A 19,537-nucleotide genomic window follows, 5' to 3' on the forward strand; every position below is an offset into this window, starting at 1 on the left:
AATGCATTGGACAAAAATCCAATGCATTTTTTTACTATCTTAAAGTTCATTGCTTCTAAAGTTACGTAAGAACTTCTTAGTCTTCTCTTCTTGAGGATTATTAAAGATCTCTTGTGGTGTACCTTGTTCCGTAATAACTCCATCGCTCATAAAGATAACTTGATCAGAAACGTCACGAGCAAATCCCATTTCGTGAGTAACAATGACCATTGTTAATCCAGTTTTAGCTAGTAACTGGATGGTATTAAGTACTTCACCAACCATTTCAGGATCTAGCGCACTAGTTGGTTCATCGAAAAGTAAAATTTCTGGATCCATCGAAATTGCCCGCGCAATAGCAACACGTTGTTGCTGTCCACCAGATAGTTGTTGAGGCTTTGCAGTTAAGAAAGGCTCCATACCAACTTTCTTTAAGTTTTCAATTGCAATTTTCTTGGCTTCCTCTTTAGAGCGTCCAAGAACCATTTCTTGACCGATCATACAGTTTTGAAGCACATTTTTATTATTAAACAAATTAAATTGCTGGAAAACCATACCAACCTTTGATCGAAATTTATTACGATCAAAATGAGAATCTAGAATATTGTTGCCATGGAATAAAATCTTACCATTACTTGGTTCTTCAAGAAGGTTAATACATCTAAGCATGGTTGATTTACCACCACCAGATGGACCAATAATGGTCATTACTTCACCTTTATTGATATCAAAAGAAATGTCTTTTAATACTGTGTGATCGCCGTATTTCTTTTGTAAATGTTGTACTTGTAAAATGTTTTCTTCGTTATTATTGTTCATGTTCAAATCCAGTCTCCTTTGGATCTTCTACTTGTAATTGATTAGCCATTAAGTTGTAGTTCTTTGGACCTTCAAGCTTCTTTTCAATGAAATTAAAAATTCTAGTGATTGAGAATGTCAAAATTAAGTAGATCATTGAAATAATGAAGTAAGTTTGGAAGAATTGGAAGGTTTGACTGGCAACAGTTGTACCAACAAAGAACAATTCTGATACAGAAATAATACTTAATACTGAAGTATCCTTAATGTTAACAATAAATTCATTAGTAATTGATGGTAAACAGTTTCTGATTGCTTGCGGTAAGATAATATGCCACATTTGTTGTGAGTGAGTCATACCGATAGCTGAAGCTGCTTCAAATTGACCTTTAGGAGTAGCATTAATACCACCACGAATAACTTCGGCTAAGTAAGCACCAGTATTAATTGAAACAATTACTAGAGCAGCTACTGTACGGTTTAAGTTAAGATGCCATAATTGGGCAATTCCATAGTAAATAACGGCTGCTTGAACCATCATAGGAGTTCCACGGAACACTTCAATATAAACTGCTAAAATCCAGTCAACGATCTTTAAGCCCCACTTTTTACCAGTAGACTTAGGGGTTGGGATAGTTCTAACAATCCCAACAAGTAAACCGATGAAGAAACCAACAATAGTACCAACTAAAGCTAAAAGAAGAGTCATTCCAACACCGCCAAGGATCATTGAACCATAGCGATGCATAATTGATATGAACCAGTTTTCTTTCTTGCTGCTACCGGCTTGAGGCTGCTCTTTTACAGCATCAGCCATTAATTGGTCGCGCTTTTTCTTAGAAATACCGTTTAAAATGCTGTTAACTTGGTTAAGTAATTCAGTGTTGCCTTTCTTAACACCAATTGAAGTAATTGAATCATCGTGGGCAACCTTGAATCCTTGCATCTTGTTTAGGTTAACGGCAACGATGTTAGGGTTAACTGCCTTATAACTTTGGTATTCAATATCTTCTGCAACATAACCATCAATAGTACCTGATTGCAAGCTTTGATGCATTGCAGAAAAGCTTCTCATTGCTGGTTCACGCTTAGCACCATGTAATTGCTTAATTAAGTCATAGTGCAACGTACCTTGTTGAGCAGTTAATTTTGCTCCCTTAAAGTCATTTAAGCCTTTTGCTTGAGCAAATTTTCCAGTCTTGCTTGTAATAACAACGAAAGTACTCTTTCTGTATGGTTCAGAGAAATTGATTGCCTTTCTACGTTCAGCAGTAGGAGACATACCAGCAATAATTAGGTCGATTTTGCCAGAAGTTAAAGCTGGCAATAAACCATCCCACTCGGTTTTTTCAACGACAACTTTACGATGAAGCTTTTTACCGATAATTTTTGCGATTTGTACATCATATCCATTTGCATATTGCTTAGATCCATCAATTGGAACTGCGCCATTTGCATCTGTAGTTTGAGTCCAATTGTATGGTGGATAATTAGCTTCCATACCTATTTTTAGGGGTGCTTCCTTTTTAGCCGCTTCAGTTTGGGTAGAATTAGAACTAAAACCGATAACCAAACTTAAAATTAGGGCTAATAAAGCACTAAACCATCTTATTTTTGACTTCACTTTGAAATACCTCCAAAAATTATTTCAAATAAAGCCAATACAATAAAAGCGTAAATAAAAAGCCTCGCTGTTTACCAAAAACAACGAGGTTTGAAAATCATCAGTAATTAAACCAAATCATATAGCGCTCCCTGGGAACTACCAGGACAGTATGTAAGATATGCTCTCACATCCCAACAAGCTTAATTCGCGAAAGTAAGCTTGTTTCGGCGATAATCCTAAAAAACTACTGTCAATGTATTCGCGTACTCAAGTAGATTTTGTGGTTATCGCAACCTCTATTGCATTGGGGATTTATTTAACTGATGAAAAGATTAAACGATTTTTAATCTTTTGTCAAATAAATCCGTGATTTTTTTTAACATCTTTTTTCTTAATATCTGAAACATAGGGATTACCAGCAACTATAAATCTTAGTTTTTTCTTGGCCCATTTAGGATCTGACTGATTGATCCCGACTCTTGGAAGAGCAGTAATTTCTTCAATTTTACGTTTATGATTAATGTCAATATCGAAGGGAGAATCTTCTAACCGAGCTAAATCCCATTTTCTACTAGTAATTCCTAAAGCCTGCATCATCTTTCCAGGACCATTAGTTAAAAGTGGACCAGTTTTGCCATTACGGTTTTTAATCATGGTATCAATTCCAGTTAGTGGGTCAATGGCCCTAATTAAAACTCCTTGTGGTTCTCCTGCTGCTTGGCAGGCAACATCAAAGAAAAAATGTTGCCGCTGAGAATAGATATATAAACTGCCACCAGGACGATATAAGCCTTCATTTGCCTGACTGCGTCTACCACCATAAGAATGAGCAGCACGATCTTTTACACCAACATAGGCTTCTGCTTCAACTATTGTGCCTGATAAAATTTCGTTTCCATTATTGAAAGATAGAGTTCTACCCAACAGATCTTTGCTAATTTCACTAGTAGACCGATTAGTAAAAAAATCTTCATAGTTCATATTACTGCTTCTTTCTAAAAATGTTGTACACTCGTATTTGAAAGTAAATATAAATTGTAAGGAGGAACTAAAAAGTGAATGAGATAAAAGTTGTTAGAATTTATGATCATGAGCAACCCGCAGGTTATAGAATCTTAGTAGATCGTTTGTGGCCAAGAGGAATGAGCAAGGTAAAGGCTCATTTAGATGAATGGGATAAGGAAATTGGACCAACTAATGAATTAAGAAAATGGTTTAATCATGAAGACGATAAGTTTCCTGAATTCAAGACTAAGTATATAGCGCAACTGAAAGCTAATCCAGTAACCCCGAATTTTATTAAGAATGTGAAAGAAAAGTTAGCTCAAGAAGATGTTATTTTCTTATATGGTGCTAAAAATAAAAAGCACAACCAGGCCGTTGTGCTTAAAGATTTTATTGATAGTCAATTAGGTTAAGGCATTTTTTTGCCATGTAAGTTTTGTCGAACGTAATGAAAAATAATTGTTAAAATAACTGTACCAAAAACAATGCAGGCAAAGATTGCATCGGGCAATTTAAAGTTTAGCGGTGGCAATGAAACAAGTAGTTTAACTGCAATAATTGTAATTAAAACATAGGCCATTGTTTGAAGTTCAGGAATAATTTCCATTAATTTGATAATAACTTCTGCAACTCCTCGCATGCATAAAATACCAATCATTCCGCCAACTAAGACGACAACTGGATTATTTGACATTGCTAAAGCTGCTAAAACAGAATCAATTGAGAAGACGATATCCATTGACTCAATTGAAATAACAGTTCTCCAAAATAATGAAAGATGGTGCGTTCTTGTTTTGGAGTTCTTTTTCTTGTGGGCTTCTTTTTTTGCCGCTTCTTTCTTAGCAACTTGTGCAGGATGGCGAACATCATAAAAATACTTATAAACTAAATAAAGTAAATATAAACCACCTAAGAGTTTGATTTCCCAGAAATTAATTAGGTAAGTACCGATCCCAATTACAATAAAACGGAATAGATAAGCACCCCAAAGTCCATAGACCAATGATTTCCTTTGCTCATCTTTAGTTGGTAAAACTTGCGTTTGTGCGGCTAAAACTACCGCATTATCAACTGATAGCAAACACTCCATTAGAATTAGAGTCAGAATCATCATCCAATCTTGTCCGCTAGTTAGGACATGAGCCCAGTTATTAGCGTCAAAAAAAGGTTGATAAAGTTTAATCAATTGCATTCAAATAGCCTTCTTCAAGTTTTATTAAGCGTTGCTTTTCCTTTTCTCCCATTCTATAACTTCCCACCTTGTCTGATGCTAAAATTACGCGATGACTTGGAATAAAAATTAGGGATGGATTTAGGGCTACCGCATGTGCAACTGTTCGAACTGAAGTTGAGCCATTAATAGCAGAGGCTAAATCATTGTATGAAATGGTTGTTCCGTAAGGAATATTTTCAATCATTTTAACAACTTGATTTTGAAATGGAGTACCAAAGCTTGAATAGTCGATAGGAACGGTAAAAGAGCGACGCGTGCCTGCAAAATATTCTTTTAATTGTTGAACATAAGGAGCTAATTTCTTTGAATCTTGAACAAGAATGTGGTTAGGATAAAATCCTAAAATAGAAGATTCAATATTACTATTCTTGGAACCAACGAATGCTAATCCCAAGTTACTGATGACTAATTCATAGGTCCATGGCTTAATTTCAACAAAATCATAATAAAAAACTTTTGCTTGGGCAAGTGGCATTTAATCCTAACCTTTCTTTTAATTAATATATTAACTCCATCTTATATTGTACAACAAAAAATAACAGAAAGAGCTATGGATAAATTAAATAAAATGTTAGTTAAGATAATATCGGTTATATATATAATTTGTCAAATACTTTTTCAGCATTTTCAATAATTGTTAAAACTTCTTTAGGAGCTGGTACAGGAGTATTATTGATAACCCATACTTTAGCAGCAGCTTGTCGATAAGCAAGAAGTTGAGCGAAAGGATAGACAACAAAACTAGTTCCAGCAATAATAACTAAGTCACTATTTTGAATTGCTTTGATTGATTCAGTTAAAACCATTTCATTAATTGGTTCGCCGTATAAAACAATGCCAGGACGAATTATTCCGTGGTCTTTTGCGTGTAGATATGATTCTTTATATTCTTCGTATGAAATTTTTTCATGACACTTAGTACAAAAAATATTATAAAGATTGCCATGAAATTCAATGACATGTTTGTTGCCGGCTTTTTTGTCCAAGCCATCAACATTTTGGGTAATTAAAGTGCCATTTTTATTACAGCTAGCTGTAATTTTTTGGTGAATAATATTTGGCTGAGCATTAGGAAAATACATATTCTCCATTACAAAGTGATGGAACTTAGCTGGTTCGTGAAAGAGGGTGTCCTCGCTTAAAATTTGTTCCGGGCTTTCAGATATGCCATTATAAATGCCATTTTTTGATCTGTAGTCAGGAATATGAGAGGGCGTAGAAACTCCGGCACCAGTTAAGTACGTGACATGGTGAGCATTGTTGAGATCTGCTTGCAGAGCAGCAATTTGATTGTCTAAATCCATATGAAACCTCCTATACTTTTAATTTTCAACTAAGTCAATTATAGAATGCTGAGAGAAAAAGTGGTATTTGTTATAATTGAAGTAAGAATTTTAACGTTAATAAATAATTTTAGAAGGAAAGATATGTCACTTTTGTATATTGCTTTTGATATTTTGCTAATTGGCTATATTTTTTATAGTTGGTATTGGCAAGCAAACATTGATTATAAGGCTCGCTTTAGAAGTTCATCGGTTATTTGGGCCTTGATTTTTCTATTAATTGGATTTTATTTAGATTACTTTACTGATCCAACTTTACTCATGAATGTGTTTATTGCAACATTCTTGTTAATGAGCATTATTGATGGCGTTAGTGGATTAGCTAAAAAGAGATTAGTTGTAAGTGGATATTTTAAACGAACAGTTAAGTATAGCGACATTGCACATGTTACTTTAATTGCAGTTCCTAATCCTAAAAAGCCTACTGTAATGGCGATATTTCAGACTAATAATCGGCAAGCGTATTATCTACGCTTTTCACAGCAAATTAGTGATGTAATTGCTAACATCAGAAAATATTTAGGTTCAAATGTTGGTATTGAAGTGCAGTCAATGATGTAAATGTAAAAATACGAATAAAAAAAAGGATAAGTACTCTGATCACTACACGAAGAAGCGAAAGAGTGCTTATCCTTTTTTGTTTTTTATAAAATTGGAGAAAGTAATCTAGAAAAGGCCTGTTTAAAGCGAAGATAACGAGACCAATTATTGGTGATGTCTAAAGTTAATTCAGTACAGTTAGTAAGATCCTTTTCAAAAATCTGATTTAATTCCCGGGTAATATTTTTATCGTAGAAAACGGCATCGGTTTCAAAATTCAGACTATATGAGCGAAAGTCTTGATTCATAGAACCAACTGCTGAAAATCGTTCATCAACCATGACAGTCTTAGCATGAATAAAGCCATTGTTATAGACATAAATTTTTATTCCCTCATGTAATAAGTAGTTTGCATACCACTGAGTAGCGCGGTAAATGAAGGGGTGATCGGGCATTGAAGGAATCATGATTCTGACGTCAACTCCTGAACGGGCAGCAATAACCCAGGTCGCGATCATTGGATCGTCTGGAACTAGGTAAGGCGTTTGAATCCAGAGCGTTTTTCTTGCCATCATCATCATTCTAATCATCCCATTACGTAAGTAAGGGGTAGAGGTATCAGGTCCATCTGACACGATTTGCGTTGCAACATCATCTTCAGTTAGCTTATTTTCTTCAATCTTGGGAAAAAGTTTTTCATTGAATGAAATTGTCTCATTCTTATTAGTAACTGAAGCATTCCAGTCCATTACAAAACGTTCTTGGAGCAGTAGTGAGGCTGATCCTACAATTCTAAGATGTGTGTCGCGCCAGTAACCGAACTTTTTGCTTTTACTTACATATTGGTCGCCAACGTTGAAACCACCCGTCCAAGATATTCGGCCATCAACAACAACAATCTTACGGTGAAGGTGATAATTCATCCGATATTTTTTGATCATATTCTGAGACGTGATAAAAGCTGCCACTTCTCCCCCTAGATCAGTTAAAGGCTTAAACCAAGCTTTTGAAGCACCTGGCGATCCCCACGGATCATAAATCAATCTTATTTTCACGCCTTCACGAGCTTTTTTGATTAATAAATTAAGAAACTTGTTTCCTAAATCATCATTCATGAAGGAATAATATTCAACATTGATTGTTTCTTTAGCCTGATTAATATCCTTAAAAAGAGCTTTGAATTTTTCTTCTCCATCAGTATAGAAACTAATTTTATTGTTTTTAGAAAGCGGGGAGTCATGTTTAAAGTTGAAATAGTCAATTAAAATTTTTGCTTCTTTAGAAGTATCTGTTGGTCCAGTATCCTTAGGGATACGCGGAATCATCTTATTTACTTTATTTAAGCCGATGTGTTTTTGATTATTAATTGCAAAAAGGTTTTCTTGCGATAATCCACGCCCAATAAAACCGTAAAGAATAAAGCCGAGTACAGGAAAAATAAGTAAAATAATTAGCCAGGCCCAAGAGGTAGCGACCGATCTTTTTCTATGGAACACTACGTAAAAGGCTAAAAGTGTATTAACTGCCCAAAGAAGTGTCCAAAATTCATTTGAAAAAATAATTATCCCTCCCTGTTAACTCAGTTGTTATCGTTGTTATGTCCTCCAAAAATAAGAAGAAGTCTAAATAATTGTAGCATGCTTGTTAAAACTGCTGCGACATAAGTTAAAGCTGCCGCAAATAATACTTTACGTGCCATCGGCATCTCTTGTGGAGCGCCATTATTTAGCATTCTTAGTGCACGGTGTGAAGCATTAAATTCGACTGGTAAAGTTACTACCTGAAAAAGAAGAACTAGTGCAAAACACCAAATGCCAATTCTAATCAAAGTTTGATTCATTCCTAAGACTAGTCCCAGAAGAATTAATGGCATTGATAAGTTAGAACCAAGAGAAACAATTGGCACTAAGGCAGACCGCATACGCATTGGTGCATAGTTGCTAGCATCTTGTAAAGCATGTCCGACTTCATGTGCTGCTACTCCAACCGCAGCAATAGAAGAAGAGTTATAAACAGACTGCGAAAGACTGAGAACTTTATTAGTAGGATTGTAATTATCGGTTAAGTTTCCAGCAACCTCACGAATTTCTACTTCATATAAACCAGCTTGGTCTAGAATATAACGAGCTGCTACTTTACCAGTGTAATTACCTTGATTTTGAACCTGATCGTAACGGTTAAAAGTCGAATTAACATTCATTGAGGCCCAGCCGGAAATTGCTACGCCTAAAATAATCATCCAAAAATATGGGTCATAGAAAAATGGCATATAGTACATAACGATTTTCTTTCTTTATAAAATTAATCAGTTAACTTCAAAAACTTATTGATAATATTAATTACAAAAGGATTATCATGTAGAACACTATGCTCAGCTGCGTCCCCGCGAACTTCGACTTCTTGGAAGGTGTGGGCACCAGGAGCGAGGATATAGCGAATTGATTTAGCAGAAACAACAGAAATAAACCTATCCGTATTAGTTTCATCTAAGATATTTCCATAAATATTTAAAACAGAAATATTAGGATTAAAGCGACGCTGATTGAATAGCATTCCTAAGTAGGAAATACTCATCAAAATAGGACGTCCTTTTTCATTAAGACGATTAACATTGGGTAAATCACCTAAATACATTACTCCATCAAAAGGACCAGCAATTAAAGCACAATGATCTAGGTGGGGAAAGTTCTTTCTTAAGCTTGTTTTCATTTCAACCTTTACTACTGAAGGGGCGCCTAGAGAATGGGCGACCGCACTATATTTTTTGAAATGGTATCTCTTACTTAAGTAAGACAAGGCAATGCGCAAGTAATAGGAACTTGCATAAACGCCAGCAATTCGGTCTTTAAAAACTAATTGAACGATGGGTTGTGGATCAGCTGTCCAAGTTCCTTCCAAAATAAAATTACCAAAGGGATCAATTGTAACTTTAAGAAATTTATCTGTGCCTTTTGCCTTGCAAGCAGCATGAACCATTTTGTTAGTTGTATAATCGCCTCCGCGAAAACCATGTACGTAAAAAATTGGCGTTTGCGTAATTGTAGAAGTTGCTGCTTCTGTTGTTGAACTATCTTCAACTTTGCGTTTGTGCATTCTGAGCAGCCAGCGAGTAGGAGTAAAAGTAGCCATTAAACCTAAAAAAGTCATTCTTGCAATACTAGGTTCTTTATTTTTATGTTTATTATTCTTTTCAACTTCTTCGCTATATCTTTTTTGAATAAAAAACATGCTACATCCTCCCTTCGTATTAGTTTTAGCGTTAAAATTATTCTAACATTTTATCAGCTAGAGCAGATAGGAAAGGAATATTTATGAAATACTATGCAGTAAAAAAAGGTCGTACACCTGGTGTTTACCGAACATGGGAAGATGCTAAAAAACAAGTTGATGGCTTTTCCGGTGCGGAGTATAAGTCTTTTGAAAAGATAACTGATGCGACTGAGTATTTAGACTGGAATAAAGAAACACAACCAGATATTGTTAAAGAAGATTCTTTAAGCAATGCGATTAAGAAAATCCAAGCTGCTAACATCACACACCAGTCTAAGAAGCAAAAAGTAAAAAAGACTAGTTCTAATAATTCAGCAGACTATTTTGCAACAATTTATACAGATGGTGGATCACGAAATACTGGGGTACATAAAGGTGGGCACGTTAATAAGACTGATAGAGCAGCTTGGGCTTATTTAATTGAATGGCAAGATGGCCGTACTTATGGATCTGGCGGAGAATTCGGCGCTACGAATAATAAGATGGAATTATTGGGTCTAATTAATGCTTTAGAAAAATTGCTTGAGTTGAAATTTAATGACAAACATCTTTTATTTGTTTTAGATTCACAATATGTTTTAAATGGAATTAATAAACACTGGATTGAGGGATGGAAGAAACGTGGCTGGAAGCGATCAAATGGCCCTTTAATTAATGCTACCGAATGGAAAAGGCTAGATAGTTTACTAGGTCATTTTCCGGATAGTACTTTTAGCTGGACCAAGGGACACGCTGATAATGAAGGCAACGTTTTTGTGGACCATGAATTAAATCGTTATATGGATAAAATGAAGTAATAATCTGCTTAGTAAACAAAAAAAGTCTGCAATTTGCAGACTTTTTTAATGCACTTTTTTTAGTAGTTGCTATAATAATAACTGAAAGACTAGAACGCACGCAGGTACTAGTTTTTGACGACGGAGACGGCTATTTTAAGCCGTCTTTTTTTAACGTTTTAGTTTAAGATAATGACACCGCCAAAGATACTTCTAAACCAGCTAACGATTGAATCAATTAATTTTTGAAACCAGTTACGAGTTTCAGGAGTATTAAATTTTGAAAAGATGTTCTTAGCACCAGATTGAATTTGGTCTGCTAGTTGACCAGCTTGTTGTTGGAAGTTTTTGTCTTTTAATGCACCAGAATTTTTAATCTTAATTAAGACATTAATAATTTGTTCTTTTTGATTATTGGTAATAGTATCACCGAGGTGGTTAATGTTAATTTGGTTATTAACAATATCCCTGATTTGGCTATCAGAAATATTTTGCCCCTGTTTAGCCATTTCTTTTTTTGCACCAGCTATGGCATTGTTTAATTGGGCGTCAGAATAGCCATCTTTTCCCTTGTTTTGGCTAGTAATCTTACTTAAGGTATTCATTTCAGTTTGTGCTGCATTAATTTGATTTTGATTTAAAGAATTGCCATTTTTAGCATATGCGGCATAAACGCCGGCTAGGGCACCTGATCCGTCAATTGGTGTAGCAGAAGTGACGTAAATGTCCGCGTCAGAAATACCAGCAGTTAAAGCAGCATTTTTGTATTGGTTAGCGGTAATAGTTGTAATGTTATTATGGCCATTATAAGGTAAAATATGAACATTAATCCCGCTACCAGAGCTAGTTTTTTGGATCATGGCACTAGACCAAACGCCCGAATTATTAGTGAAGTCATAGCCTGAAGGATTAAGATATTTTACAAGATCTGCGCCAGTAATAGTGATGGTGGTATAATTACTACCATTTAAGGACTGCGTCAGAGTGTTAATTGTTCCCTGCTTTTGAGAAGAGGTAAGGGATGTACCTAAGGTTACAACAGGAGTGTCATTTTCATTTGCCTTAACTGTTTTAGTATTACTAATAGCAGTTAACCCTAAAATTCCACTTGTTAAGATAGCTACAAGCGCAGTTAGTATTTTTTTCATAATAAAATTTTCTCCTTATGAATAAAATATACTCAATGTGATGGCTATATTATAACCTAAATAGCTAACTGAATTATGTAAATAAGTATTAAGATGCTATAATCATAAGCAAAAGGAGGCAGACGCTGTGTTACGCCAGCCAATGTTAACGGTAATTATGCCTGTCTACAATATGGAAAAATATTTGGGCCGGGCATTAGAAGCTTTAGCAAAACAAAAAGATAAAAATTTTAAATTATTAATTGTTAATGACGGATCAAAAGATAAAACTCGCGAAGTAGCTGAGAAGTATCGTGATCGGTTTCTTTATTTTGACATTATTAATAAAAAGAATGGTGGCCTTTCTGATGCTAGAAACGTTGGAATGGCTCATGTAACTACCCCATATTTCACTTTTCATGATGGGGATGACTGGGTTGATCCTGGCTATACTGCTTATTTTGTAAGAGCATTTGATGAGCATCCAGATGTAGATATTGTTTCTTGTGGTTTTTGGATTGATTCAGAAAAAAGACATGAAAGTCATCCAGTAGGAAGTAAGCAAAGCGGGGGCTTGATCGACAAGAGAGAAGCTTATTTGAAGATGACTAATGTCTTTGGGTCACCTGTAAAAGGATATACCTGGAATAAGGGATATAAAATTAGTGTCATTAAGAAGTATCATTTGCGTTTTGTTGAAGATTTAGCCTTTATGGAAGATCAAATCTTCAACGTTAAGTACGTATCATTGACTAATGGTTTTTACTATAGTTCAACACCTTACTATCATTATTGGCAACGTGCGGATAGTATGGTGCATGATCTTAATCCCAAGAAAATACCAGATAATTTCCGAGCTAATTATCGTGTATGGCACCAAATTATTAAAAGCTTGATGGCAGAGCGTGAAGCTCAAAAAGAGAATAAAAAGATTGCAAAAAAAGCATCTTTAAGTGATTTGGATCATCAAGATTTATAAGAATTTATAGCTAAAGGAATTGGTATGAAAGTAAAAGTTAATGGAGTTGAAATTTACTATCAGAAATTAGGTAAAGGGCATCCTTTAATTTTGTTACATGGGCACCACCAAGATGGTGGAATCTTCGATAAATTAGTTGCGCCGCTTTCTTTATATTACACAGTTGTGGTTCCTGATATGCGAGGCCACGGTTTAAGTGAAGGAGAAGCAAGCGAGCATTATCAAACTGAAGTTGAAGATTTACGGGCTTTTATTAGCACGCTTAAACTTGAAAAGCCTTATATCTTAGGCTTTGGGTCTGGAGGTTTAGTTGCTCTTTCTTTGGCCGCCCAAGCACCAGAACTGGTTTCTAAAATAATTGTTGCTGGAACTTACGTTAATGGAAATGGCGTGAATGCAAAGCACATTGCGGCTAATACTATTCAAGGCTTTTTTAAGGGAGATCGTGACAGCAGAGTGGCTTTAAGAGAGAGTCATATTCCGGTTGAAACGTTAAAACGGATTAAGACGCCTACTTTATGCGTAGTAGGTGAAAAGGATTGGGTTAAGGTTGAACATGTTCGCTGGTATAGTCAATTGCTTCCTAATTGTCGTTTAGTTTTAATGCCTCGTCAGACGCATTATAGTTATGTTGTTCATAGTTTAAAGTTACTAGATTTAATTAAAGATTTTTGTAAAGAGAGCTAAAAAAGTAGCGCTCTTTTTCTTTTTGATCTAAAAATTCGATAGAATTAATATATAAATGGAATTTAATAAATAGCAGAAGGTTAGAATAATGACAAAAATAGTGGTTCAAGGGATGAATGGCGAGATGTCTATAAATGATGACAAAATTACAATTAAGCATACTGCGCCGTTATTTCCAGGTAAACGAGAAGTAATACTAGATATTCACAGTTTACAAGCTGTTGTATATAAAAAAGCGCACATCTTAATTAATGGTTTTCTAAAATTGGTTCCTAAAGGTGATAATCCCATGATTTATCAAACGGCTAGTTTACACCAAATGGGAAAAGATGAGCTGGCAATTGTTTTGAGAGCTTTTGAAAATACAAATCCCAAAGATGCAGAGGATTTTTATAATTATGTCGTTGGTCGCTTAGATCAAATCAAGGCAGCAGAAAATAATCAGTTATAATCTATAGCTAGAAAAGTAGAGCAAAACAGGAATTTTTAGTTATAATAAAACTAGCTGTTAATTTTACAAGGAAGGGCAAATTGATGAATAAAGAAGAATTGCACGAAATGTTGCACCCAATGAAATTAATCGGTCTTGGTGGAAACCAAGCTTTAGCAGAGAGAATTGCGGCAGCTTTGGATAAACCATTGTTAGAGACTGCTGTTCAACACTTTAGTGATGGAGAAATTCAAGTTAACATTACGGAAAGTGTTAGAGGCTGTGATGTCTACGTAATTCAATCTATTCAAGATCCAGTAAATGAAAACTTTATGGAATTGATGATTGTATTGGATGCTTTACACCGTGCATCTGCTCACTCTGTTAACGTAGTAATTCCTTATATGGCATATTCACGTCAAGATACTAAGAATCGTTCACGTGAACCAATCACTGCTAAATTATTAGCTAACTTGCTTCAATTGACTGATATTGATGACTTGATTGCTGTTGACTTACATGCATCACAAATTCAAGGCTTCTACAATATTCCTGTTGATCACTTGCACGCTATGCCAATCTTAGCTCAATACTTCTTAGATAACGGTATTGCAAGTAAGGATGATGATGATGTAGTAGTTGTTTCTCCAGATCACTCTGGTGCAAAACTTGCACGTACTTTTGGCTCATACTTTGACGCACCGATTGCAATTGTTGATCAACGTGGTGCACGCTACGATGCAGAAGCTCATGATATGATTGGAGACGTTAAGGATAAGACTGTTATTATCGTTGACGACTTAATTGATACTGGTTCTAGAATTGCTTCTTCAACTAAGTCAGTTTTAGCTGCTGGAGCTAAGAAAGTTTATGTTGCAGCAACTCATGCTTTGCTTTCTCAAAATGCGACTGAGGTTTTAAATGGATTACCCGTTGAACAAATCGTTGTAACTGATACTATCAAGCACAAGAAGTATCCAGATAGAATGGTTCGTTTATCTGTTGCGCGTTTACTTGCTAAGGGTATTGATTACATTTACAACGATAAGTCAATTCACCGAATCTTTGATGAGCAAAATAGGATCCAAGGATAATTCACATTAAATTTTAATATTTATTAAAGGCTGAAAATTAGTAACTATGCTAATCTTCGACCTTTTTTATTTACGATAAATTTTATCCTATTGTTGAATCTTCATTAATAATTAAGATATAATTAAGCAAAAATTAGCATAAATGAGGTGATGAGGATGAAGAAAGTGTTTCAGGCGCAGCTATATCTAAATATTTTGATGGCTGTAATTATTTTGATTAATTATCGTACAGTTAAAGATTGGATTTATCTTGGAATTTTAGCTGTAGCAGTTGTAGTAAGTAAAAATAAAAGGATTTCGCAGCTAATAAATACAGTACTTATACCCATGGTTTTTATCGATCAAGTTAGAAACTTGAGTGATATTCTCATTCAGCACTTTTCTCAGTTAACACTACTCATCTTTTGGATTTATGCTGTTGGGACCATAATAGTATTGATTCCGGTTACAATAGTCGAATATGGGAAAATTAAAAAGCCAATTTGGCGATTGATAGCATCGGTCTGGATGATTAATTTTGTTATTATGTTTTGCTATCTTTTAACCTTAAAAAATGTAAATCCAGACGGCTTTTTAGTGAGTTTAAATAAATCTGGCTTGGTTTATGCTTTAGCAATTTTAGTTTATGTATATTTTGCTGTTAAAAGTTGGGGTTATGAATTTTGTTTTAATTTACCAACTTTTAAAGGTAAAAAATTGCAGCTGCTTTCATTTATTTTAATTTTTGGGATAGCGATTTGGCTTTCATTTTTCCAAACATTCAGTAGATTTGCTCAGAGATGGCAAGAATTATTCTGGAATTGGGATTTTTCTTTACTTGATCCTACTGAGTCGGTCCGTCTAAAAAACGCTTGGTCTGTCTTTCTCTACTCAATAGAAGCGGGAATTGGTGAGGAAGCAGCCCGATATATAAACTTAGTTTTATTATTAGTGATTTTTAAAAGCAAAAAGTGGCAAATTAATGGTGCAGTTTTAGGCAGTGCAATTCTATTTGCATTACCTCATATTGGAAATGCCTTTGCCTCAGAGCTTAAGCAAACGCCACTAGCAACTGCTTTTCAAGTGATTGATACATTTGGCTTTGGGTGTTTTGCGGCAGTGCTAATTTTATATAGCGGTAAATTATGGCCGACAATGGTAATCCATGCACTATATGATATTCTTACATTTTCTGAAACCCCATTGACTCAAGATGGCGTGGGAATTTTTGGTGGAAATATAGGTTCGCTTATTCATGTAATTATTAATTTAGTATTTTGGGTAAGTTTTGCTGCTTTTCTCTTAATCAGGAATAGAAAGTTAATAAAACAGAATGTCCAAATCTTGACCCAAGTTCAAAAAACAGATTTGACAATTTCATGAAGCAAGTTATAATACAAGCAAATAAAATAGCTAATTGATTTACTATACAAGAATTTTAATTTCATAAAATAGAAATGCCTCTAGTATAAGTTAAGTACTAGAGGCATTTTTGTCTTTAAGGGGGGAGTATAAAATGGATGAAAAGGAGAAGCTAAAACTAAAGAGATCGCTTAAGAGCCGTCATGTAACAATGATTGCAATTGGTGGAGCTATCGGTACGGGGCTGTTTTTAGGATCTGGTACAGCTATTCAAAGTGCTGGTCCATCAATTATCTTGTCTTATTTGATTGTTGGTATTATTAGCTTTTTCATGATGAGAGCGTTGGGAGAGCTAATCTTAGCTGAGCCTGATCAACATTCATTTATTGAATCAGTGAAAAAGTATCTAGGAAATAGAATGGAATTTGTTGCGGGGTGGACTTATTGGTTATGCTGGCTTAGTTTAGCAATGGCTGATTTAACTGCAACTGGAATTTATTTGAAATATTGGTTTAAAGATTTACCTCAATGGGTAGGGCCGTTAGTCATTGTTGTGCTGCTAATGCTTGTTAACATGGTTAATGTTGGACTATTTGGCGAGCTTGAAAGTTGGTTTTCAATGATTAAGGTTCTAGCTATCTTAGCCTTGATCATTACTGGAGCGATTCTACTCGTTATGCATACCAAAATTGACTCTAGAACAGTTTCTCTTACTAATCTGGTAAATTATGGGGGCTTTTTTCCAACAGGCTCATGGGGCTTTTTAAAGACATTTCAGATGGTAGTTTTTGCCTTTGTCGGAATAGAAATTGTCGGTTTAACAGCAGGTGAAACAGCCAATCCAGACAAGGATATTCCCAAGGCAATTAATACTTTGCCAGTCAGAATTGGACTATTCTATGTTGGTTCCATGATTGCTATTATGGCTGTTTATCCTTGGAATAAGATTGTTACTACAACTAGTCCGTTTGTACAGGTTTTTGGCGCAATTGGGATTCCTGCAGCAGCTGGGATTTTAAACTTTGTTGTTTTAACGGCAGCAATGTCCGCTACTAATAGTGCTATCTTTTCAACTAGTAGATCACTATATGCACTTTCACGTGGAAATAATGCCCCTAAAAGATTTGGAAAGTTAAGTAGAAAAGCGGTTCCTAATAATGCCTTGACCTTTTCATCGTTAATTTTATTTGTCGTTGTAATTCTGAATTATATTATGCCAGCACAAGTTTTCGATATTATTTCTAGTGTATCAACAATCAACTTTATTATGGTATGGATAATTATTATGTGGACGCATTTGAAATATCGCGCAGAAAATAAAGGAAAACTAGGTAGCTTTAGAATGCCGGGATTTCCAATAACTAGCTGGGTTACAATCATTTTCTACTTAGTAATTTTAATAATTTTGGCGCTAATCCCAGCAACGAGACTACCATTACTTATCTCAATTATTTTTATTTTAGCTTTATCATTGAGCTACACTTTTTTAGAAAGAAAAAATTAAATATCACGTAAAGACTGACAAATAAAATTGTCGGTCTTTTATATAGCATTAAATTTGAAAAAAAACAAAATCCTATCTCGTTATTAGTAATAGGGCTTGGTATAATGATTGTAATTAATGCTGTGAAAACGCTATACTGTATAGGAATAGAATAATAACGAGGCAAAGGATATGGCAAGACAAAAAAATTTAGCAAGACGACATGAAATACTGCGCAATACTTTTATGCTCCTGAAAAAAAGAGGCATGGAAAATGTATCACTACAAATGATTGTAGATAAATCTGGCATTTCTAAATCACTACTCCAGTCATATTACCCACATAAGAATCTATTAATTACCGAAATTGTTACTAATTTTATGACAGCAGTCTTAAAGAGTTTAAATGCGACTGATTTCAAAAATTTGAATACATATTCTAAGATGAAAATCTTTATTTATTTGATTTTAGAACAAGGTATCCAAGATGAAGGCGTTGAACGCGTTGTCAAAAGTATTTTAAGTGATGGTGATTCATTGGATCGCTGGAGCCAGATTCTTGATGATTGGCTTAAGCATGAAGGCGTTAAGCATGATTTGGGAAATGATCGTCAAGTTCAGATTGGTTTAAACTTTATTGTTACAGCTGGAGGAGGTCTATACGTAAAACGGACTGAATTTGATTTAGATGCTGATCAAATTTCTGATATAATGGTAAAAACTTTTATGTCAACATTTTTATCAATAGATGAGTCAAAGATAAGTCAAACACTTGCAGAGGCTAAATCTGCCTTACAAAAATACGAATTAACTACTTTAACTCAGGCTATTAATAAAATGTTCGACAATTAATTTTAAGGAAGGTCGAGGAAATGGCAGTACGCACACGCAGTGAGCTGCGTAGAATTGATCAGGCTCAAACTGTGCATGATAAAAGATCTTTTGGAATTGCAATCTTTACAATTGTGGTTTTGTTTTTCAGCTTAGTAACTTTTATGAACCCGATTTTTATGAGGAGTCAGATTGCCAAAGAAAGCAATGGAGTTGTAGCTGAACGCTATATCAATCAGAAGTTTGATAATTTCGCTGCAGCAATTGGTGCTGATCGAAGTAGTAACAACAGTACTAATAATCTATTAACTGTTGAGCAAACAAGACCGATTGCGAATGCAATGATTGACTATACTTTGGGAATTCATTTATTTAGAGCAGAAAATTCTAGCTTAGCTAGTCAAATTCGTAAGGTTATCTTGACTAAAATTGATGACAATTCTTCCATGGAAGCTAAGTCTGTTCAGGAAAAATTGAAGAAGAATAAGGAAAGTGGGCTTTACGCAATTATTACAAGCTTTGGCTTGGCTAATGCCACTTTAGCAGCAAATGTTGAGCTTGTATTTTTGATTTTAAATATCTTGGTTATCATTTTTGTGGGCATCTTAGCTTATCAACAAATTAAAAGACTCAAAGAAATTGTTTCAACTGGGCGCTTAATTAATATGTTTGCCGCTGGAGGGATGAGAGCATCACTAGGATTGATCGTGATTTTTGGACTATTGGCGTTCATTCCGACAATTTTCAATGTTGAAGGTTTGATCTTGAATATTGGCTATTTTTTGGAGATAGCGAGTGGCATTTTCTTAGAGTTAGTAATTGTCGGAGTAGTTTTGTTTGTAATTAGCACTGTTACTTGGCAGCTTACGAGTGCAAAATAATAAGAAGTTAACGAATATACAAAAAAGGTCTCAGGTTTTTACCTGAGGCCTTTTTCTGGGAAATGGCGCCGGATTGGATGATCTTAATTGTATTCAAGTAAGTGTAAAGTAGTTAGGGTATAAAATAATTGTA

21 protein-coding genes and 1 riboswitch are annotated in these 19,537 nt (G+C 34.8%); of the genes, 11 read left to right on the forward strand and 10 right to left on the reverse strand.

Annotated elements, in window-relative coordinates; all coding sequences use genetic code 11:
- Window positions 1–39: 39 nt before the first annotated feature.
- From AB5359_RS05630 to AB5359_RS05640, 3 genes are all read right to left on the reverse strand, one after another.
- On the reverse strand, window positions 40–798 hold the full coding sequence (locus AB5359_RS05630; protein ID WP_003649659.1) for an amino acid ABC transporter ATP-binding protein: 759 nt from the start codon (window positions 796–798) through the stop codon (window positions 40–42).
- The gene (locus AB5359_RS05635; protein WP_368279815.1) at window positions 788–2,401 is read right to left on the reverse strand and encodes an ABC transporter substrate-binding protein/permease; all 1,614 of its coding nucleotides are present in this window, start codon (window positions 2,399–2,401) and stop codon (window positions 788–790) included. Before AB5359_RS05635 ends, AB5359_RS05630 begins: the two co-directional genes overlap by 11 nt.
- A gap of 114 nt (window positions 2,402–2,515) precedes the next feature.
- Window positions 2,516–2,690: riboswitch (Lysine riboswitch) on the reverse strand.
- A 47-nt stretch (window positions 2,691–2,737) separates the two neighbouring features.
- Window positions 2,738–3,364: a DNA-3-methyladenine glycosylase gene (locus tag AB5359_RS05640; protein WP_048685775.1), complete on the reverse strand. Its 627-nt coding sequence runs from the start codon at window positions 3,362–3,364 to the stop codon at window positions 2,738–2,740.
- 74 nt (window positions 3,365–3,438) lie between these two features.
- Between AB5359_RS05640 and AB5359_RS05645 the strand changes: the two genes are divergently transcribed.
- Window positions 3,439–3,801 carry a DUF488 domain-containing protein gene (locus AB5359_RS05645; RefSeq protein WP_020806660.1) on the forward strand — a complete coding sequence of 121 codons (363 nt, stop codon included), beginning with the start codon at window positions 3,439–3,441 and terminating at the stop codon, window positions 3,799–3,801.
- Here the strand turns inward: AB5359_RS05645 and AB5359_RS05650 are convergent.
- From AB5359_RS05650 to AB5359_RS05660, 3 genes are all read right to left on the reverse strand, one after another.
- Window positions 3,798–4,580, reverse strand: coding sequence for a TerC family protein (locus tag AB5359_RS05650; RefSeq protein ID WP_048685774.1), 783 nt, complete (start codon window positions 4,578–4,580; stop codon window positions 3,798–3,800). The two genes, AB5359_RS05645 and AB5359_RS05650, sit on opposite strands and share 4 nt — an antisense overlap.
- Window positions 4,567–5,097, reverse strand: a complete 531-nt coding sequence (locus AB5359_RS05655) for a methylated-DNA--[protein]-cysteine S-methyltransferase (protein ID WP_003649654.1) — start codon at window positions 5,095–5,097, stop codon at window positions 4,567–4,569. Before AB5359_RS05655 ends, AB5359_RS05650 begins: the two co-directional genes overlap by 14 nt.
- Window positions 5,098–5,212: 115 nt before the next feature.
- Window positions 5,213–5,926 carry an NAD-dependent protein deacylase gene (locus AB5359_RS05660; protein WP_048685773.1) on the reverse strand — a complete coding sequence of 238 codons (714 nt, stop codon included), beginning with the start codon at window positions 5,924–5,926 and terminating at the stop codon, window positions 5,213–5,215.
- 123 nt (window positions 5,927–6,049) lie between these two features.
- Here AB5359_RS05660 and AB5359_RS05665 point away from each other — a divergent pair, with 123 nt between their 5' ends.
- The gene (locus AB5359_RS05665; protein WP_020806657.1) at window positions 6,050–6,526 is read left to right on the forward strand and encodes a hypothetical protein; all 477 of its coding nucleotides are present in this window, start codon (window positions 6,050–6,052) and stop codon (window positions 6,524–6,526) included.
- An 83-nt stretch (window positions 6,527–6,609) separates the two neighbouring features.
- On the opposite strand, the gene cls is transcribed toward AB5359_RS05665, so the two are convergent.
- Genes cls through AB5359_RS05680 form a run of 3 tightly spaced genes read right to left on the reverse strand, consistent with a single transcriptional unit; the run spans window position 6,610 to window position 9,733 of the window.
- Window positions 6,610–8,067 carry a cardiolipin synthase gene (cls, locus tag AB5359_RS05670; RefSeq protein ID WP_048685771.1) on the reverse strand — a complete coding sequence of 486 codons (1,458 nt, stop codon included), beginning with the start codon at window positions 8,065–8,067 and terminating at the stop codon, window positions 6,610–6,612.
- 17 nt (window positions 8,068–8,084) lie between these two features.
- Window positions 8,085–8,783: a zinc metallopeptidase gene (locus AB5359_RS05675; protein WP_048685770.1), complete on the reverse strand. Its 699-nt coding sequence runs from the start codon at window positions 8,781–8,783 to the stop codon at window positions 8,085–8,087.
- A gap of 23 nt (window positions 8,784–8,806) precedes the next feature.
- On the reverse strand, window positions 8,807–9,733 hold the full coding sequence (locus AB5359_RS05680; RefSeq protein WP_368279816.1) for an alpha/beta hydrolase: 927 nt from the start codon (window positions 9,731–9,733) through the stop codon (window positions 8,807–8,809).
- A gap of 83 nt (window positions 9,734–9,816) precedes the next feature.
- On the opposite strand from AB5359_RS05680, the gene AB5359_RS05685 reads away from it, so the two are divergent.
- Entirely contained in the window at window positions 9,817–10,572 is a 756-nt protein-coding gene (locus AB5359_RS05685) for a viroplasmin family protein (protein ID WP_020806654.1), read from the forward strand.
- A gap of 158 nt (window positions 10,573–10,730) precedes the next feature.
- Here AB5359_RS05685 and AB5359_RS05690 read toward each other — a convergent pair whose 3' ends face one another.
- Window positions 10,731–11,699 carry a DUF1002 domain-containing protein gene (locus AB5359_RS05690; protein WP_003649647.1) on the reverse strand — a complete coding sequence of 323 codons (969 nt, stop codon included), beginning with the start codon at window positions 11,697–11,699 and terminating at the stop codon, window positions 10,731–10,733.
- Between the two features lie 127 nt (window positions 11,700–11,826).
- Between AB5359_RS05690 and AB5359_RS05695 the strand changes: the two genes are divergently transcribed.
- The 8 genes from AB5359_RS05695 to AB5359_RS05730 all read left to right on the forward strand — a co-directional run bounded on the left by AB5359_RS05695 (window position 11,827) and on the right by AB5359_RS05730 (window position 19,404).
- Complete coding sequence (locus tag AB5359_RS05695; protein WP_003649646.1) at window positions 11,827–12,657, forward strand: glycosyltransferase family 2 protein; 831 nt, start codon at window positions 11,827–11,829, stop codon at window positions 12,655–12,657.
- A 24-nt stretch (window positions 12,658–12,681) separates the two neighbouring features.
- Window positions 12,682–13,344, forward strand: coding sequence for an alpha/beta fold hydrolase (locus AB5359_RS05700; protein ID WP_048685768.1), 663 nt, complete (start codon window positions 12,682–12,684; stop codon window positions 13,342–13,344).
- A gap of 88 nt (window positions 13,345–13,432) precedes the next feature.
- Window positions 13,433–13,795, forward strand: coding sequence for a hypothetical protein (locus AB5359_RS05705; protein ID WP_020806651.1), 363 nt, complete (start codon window positions 13,433–13,435; stop codon window positions 13,793–13,795).
- Window positions 13,796–13,878: 83 nt separating this feature from the next.
- The gene (locus tag AB5359_RS05710) at window positions 13,879–14,868 is read left to right on the forward strand and encodes a ribose-phosphate pyrophosphokinase (protein ID WP_049149488.1); all 990 of its coding nucleotides are present in this window, start codon (window positions 13,879–13,881) and stop codon (window positions 14,866–14,868) included.
- A gap of 198 nt (window positions 14,869–15,066) precedes the next feature.
- Window positions 15,067–16,230: a CPBP family intramembrane glutamic endopeptidase gene (locus AB5359_RS05715; protein ID WP_368287200.1), complete on the forward strand. Its 1,164-nt coding sequence runs from the start codon at window positions 15,067–15,069 to the stop codon at window positions 16,228–16,230.
- 133 nt (window positions 16,231–16,363) lie between these two features.
- Window positions 16,364–17,713 (forward strand): amino acid permease, encoded by a 1,350-nt coding sequence (locus AB5359_RS05720; RefSeq protein WP_048685765.1) that lies wholly within the window; start codon window positions 16,364–16,366, stop codon window positions 17,711–17,713.
- A gap of 171 nt (window positions 17,714–17,884) precedes the next feature.
- The gene (locus AB5359_RS05725) at window positions 17,885–18,544 is read left to right on the forward strand and encodes a TetR/AcrR family transcriptional regulator (protein WP_368279818.1); all 660 of its coding nucleotides are present in this window, start codon (window positions 17,885–17,887) and stop codon (window positions 18,542–18,544) included.
- A gap of 20 nt (window positions 18,545–18,564) precedes the next feature.
- Complete coding sequence (locus AB5359_RS05730; protein ID WP_003649633.1) at window positions 18,565–19,404, forward strand: hypothetical protein; 840 nt, start codon at window positions 18,565–18,567, stop codon at window positions 19,402–19,404.
- Window positions 19,405–19,537: the final 133 nt, after the last annotated feature.

It is taken from the genome of Lactobacillus sp. RTP31084st1_F9_RTP31084_210423, from assembly GCF_040919545.1.
GTDB classification, from domain to species: Bacteria; Bacillota; Bacilli; order Lactobacillales; family Lactobacillaceae; genus Lactobacillus; species Lactobacillus paragasseri.

Excerpts from the sequence above, each read along its gene's own strand:
- AB5359_RS05720 (WP_048685765.1), top strand. The coding sequence starts at position 16,364 with ATGGATGAAAAGGAGAAGCTAAAACTAAAGAGATCGCTTAAGAGCCGT.
- AB5359_RS05655 (WP_003649654.1), bottom strand. The coding sequence starts at position 5,097 with ATGCCACTTGCCCAAGCAAAAGTTTTTTATTATGATTTTGTTGAAATT.
- AB5359_RS05650 (WP_048685774.1), bottom strand. The coding sequence starts at position 4,580 with ATGCAATTGATTAAACTTTATCAACCTTTTTTTGACGCTAATAACTGG.
- AB5359_RS05725 (WP_368279818.1), top strand. The coding sequence starts at position 17,885 with ATGGCAAGACAAAAAAATTTAGCAAGACGACATGAAATACTGCGCAAT.
- AB5359_RS05680 (WP_368279816.1), bottom strand. The coding sequence starts at position 9,733 with ATGTTTTTTATTCAAAAAAGATATAGCGAAGAAGTTGAAAAGAATAAT.
- AB5359_RS05685 (WP_020806654.1), top strand. The coding sequence starts at position 9,817 with ATGAAATACTATGCAGTAAAAAAAGGTCGTACACCTGGTGTTTACCGA.
- AB5359_RS05705 (WP_020806651.1), top strand. The coding sequence starts at position 13,433 with ATGACAAAAATAGTGGTTCAAGGGATGAATGGCGAGATGTCTATAAAT.
- AB5359_RS05730 (WP_003649633.1), top strand. The coding sequence starts at position 18,565 with ATGGCAGTACGCACACGCAGTGAGCTGCGTAGAATTGATCAGGCTCAA.
- AB5359_RS05675 (WP_048685770.1), bottom strand. The coding sequence starts at position 8,783 with ATGTACTATATGCCATTTTTCTATGACCCATATTTTTGGATGATTATT.
- AB5359_RS05700 (WP_048685768.1), top strand. The coding sequence starts at position 12,682 with ATGAAAGTAAAAGTTAATGGAGTTGAAATTTACTATCAGAAATTAGGT.
- AB5359_RS05640 (WP_048685775.1), bottom strand. The coding sequence starts at position 3,364 with ATGAACTATGAAGATTTTTTTACTAATCGGTCTACTAGTGAAATTAGC.
- AB5359_RS05715 (WP_368287200.1), top strand. The coding sequence starts at position 15,067 with ATGGCTGTAATTATTTTGATTAATTATCGTACAGTTAAAGATTGGATT.
- AB5359_RS05710 (WP_049149488.1), top strand. The coding sequence starts at position 13,879 with ATGAATAAAGAAGAATTGCACGAAATGTTGCACCCAATGAAATTAATC.
- AB5359_RS05690 (WP_003649647.1), bottom strand. The coding sequence starts at position 11,699 with ATGAAAAAAATACTAACTGCGCTTGTAGCTATCTTAACAAGTGGAATT.
- AB5359_RS05630 (WP_003649659.1), bottom strand. The coding sequence starts at position 798 with ATGAACAATAATAACGAAGAAAACATTTTACAAGTACAACATTTACAA.
- AB5359_RS05665 (WP_020806657.1), top strand. The coding sequence starts at position 6,050 with ATGTCACTTTTGTATATTGCTTTTGATATTTTGCTAATTGGCTATATT.
- AB5359_RS05660 (WP_048685773.1), bottom strand. The coding sequence starts at position 5,926 with ATGGATTTAGACAATCAAATTGCTGCTCTGCAAGCAGATCTCAACAAT.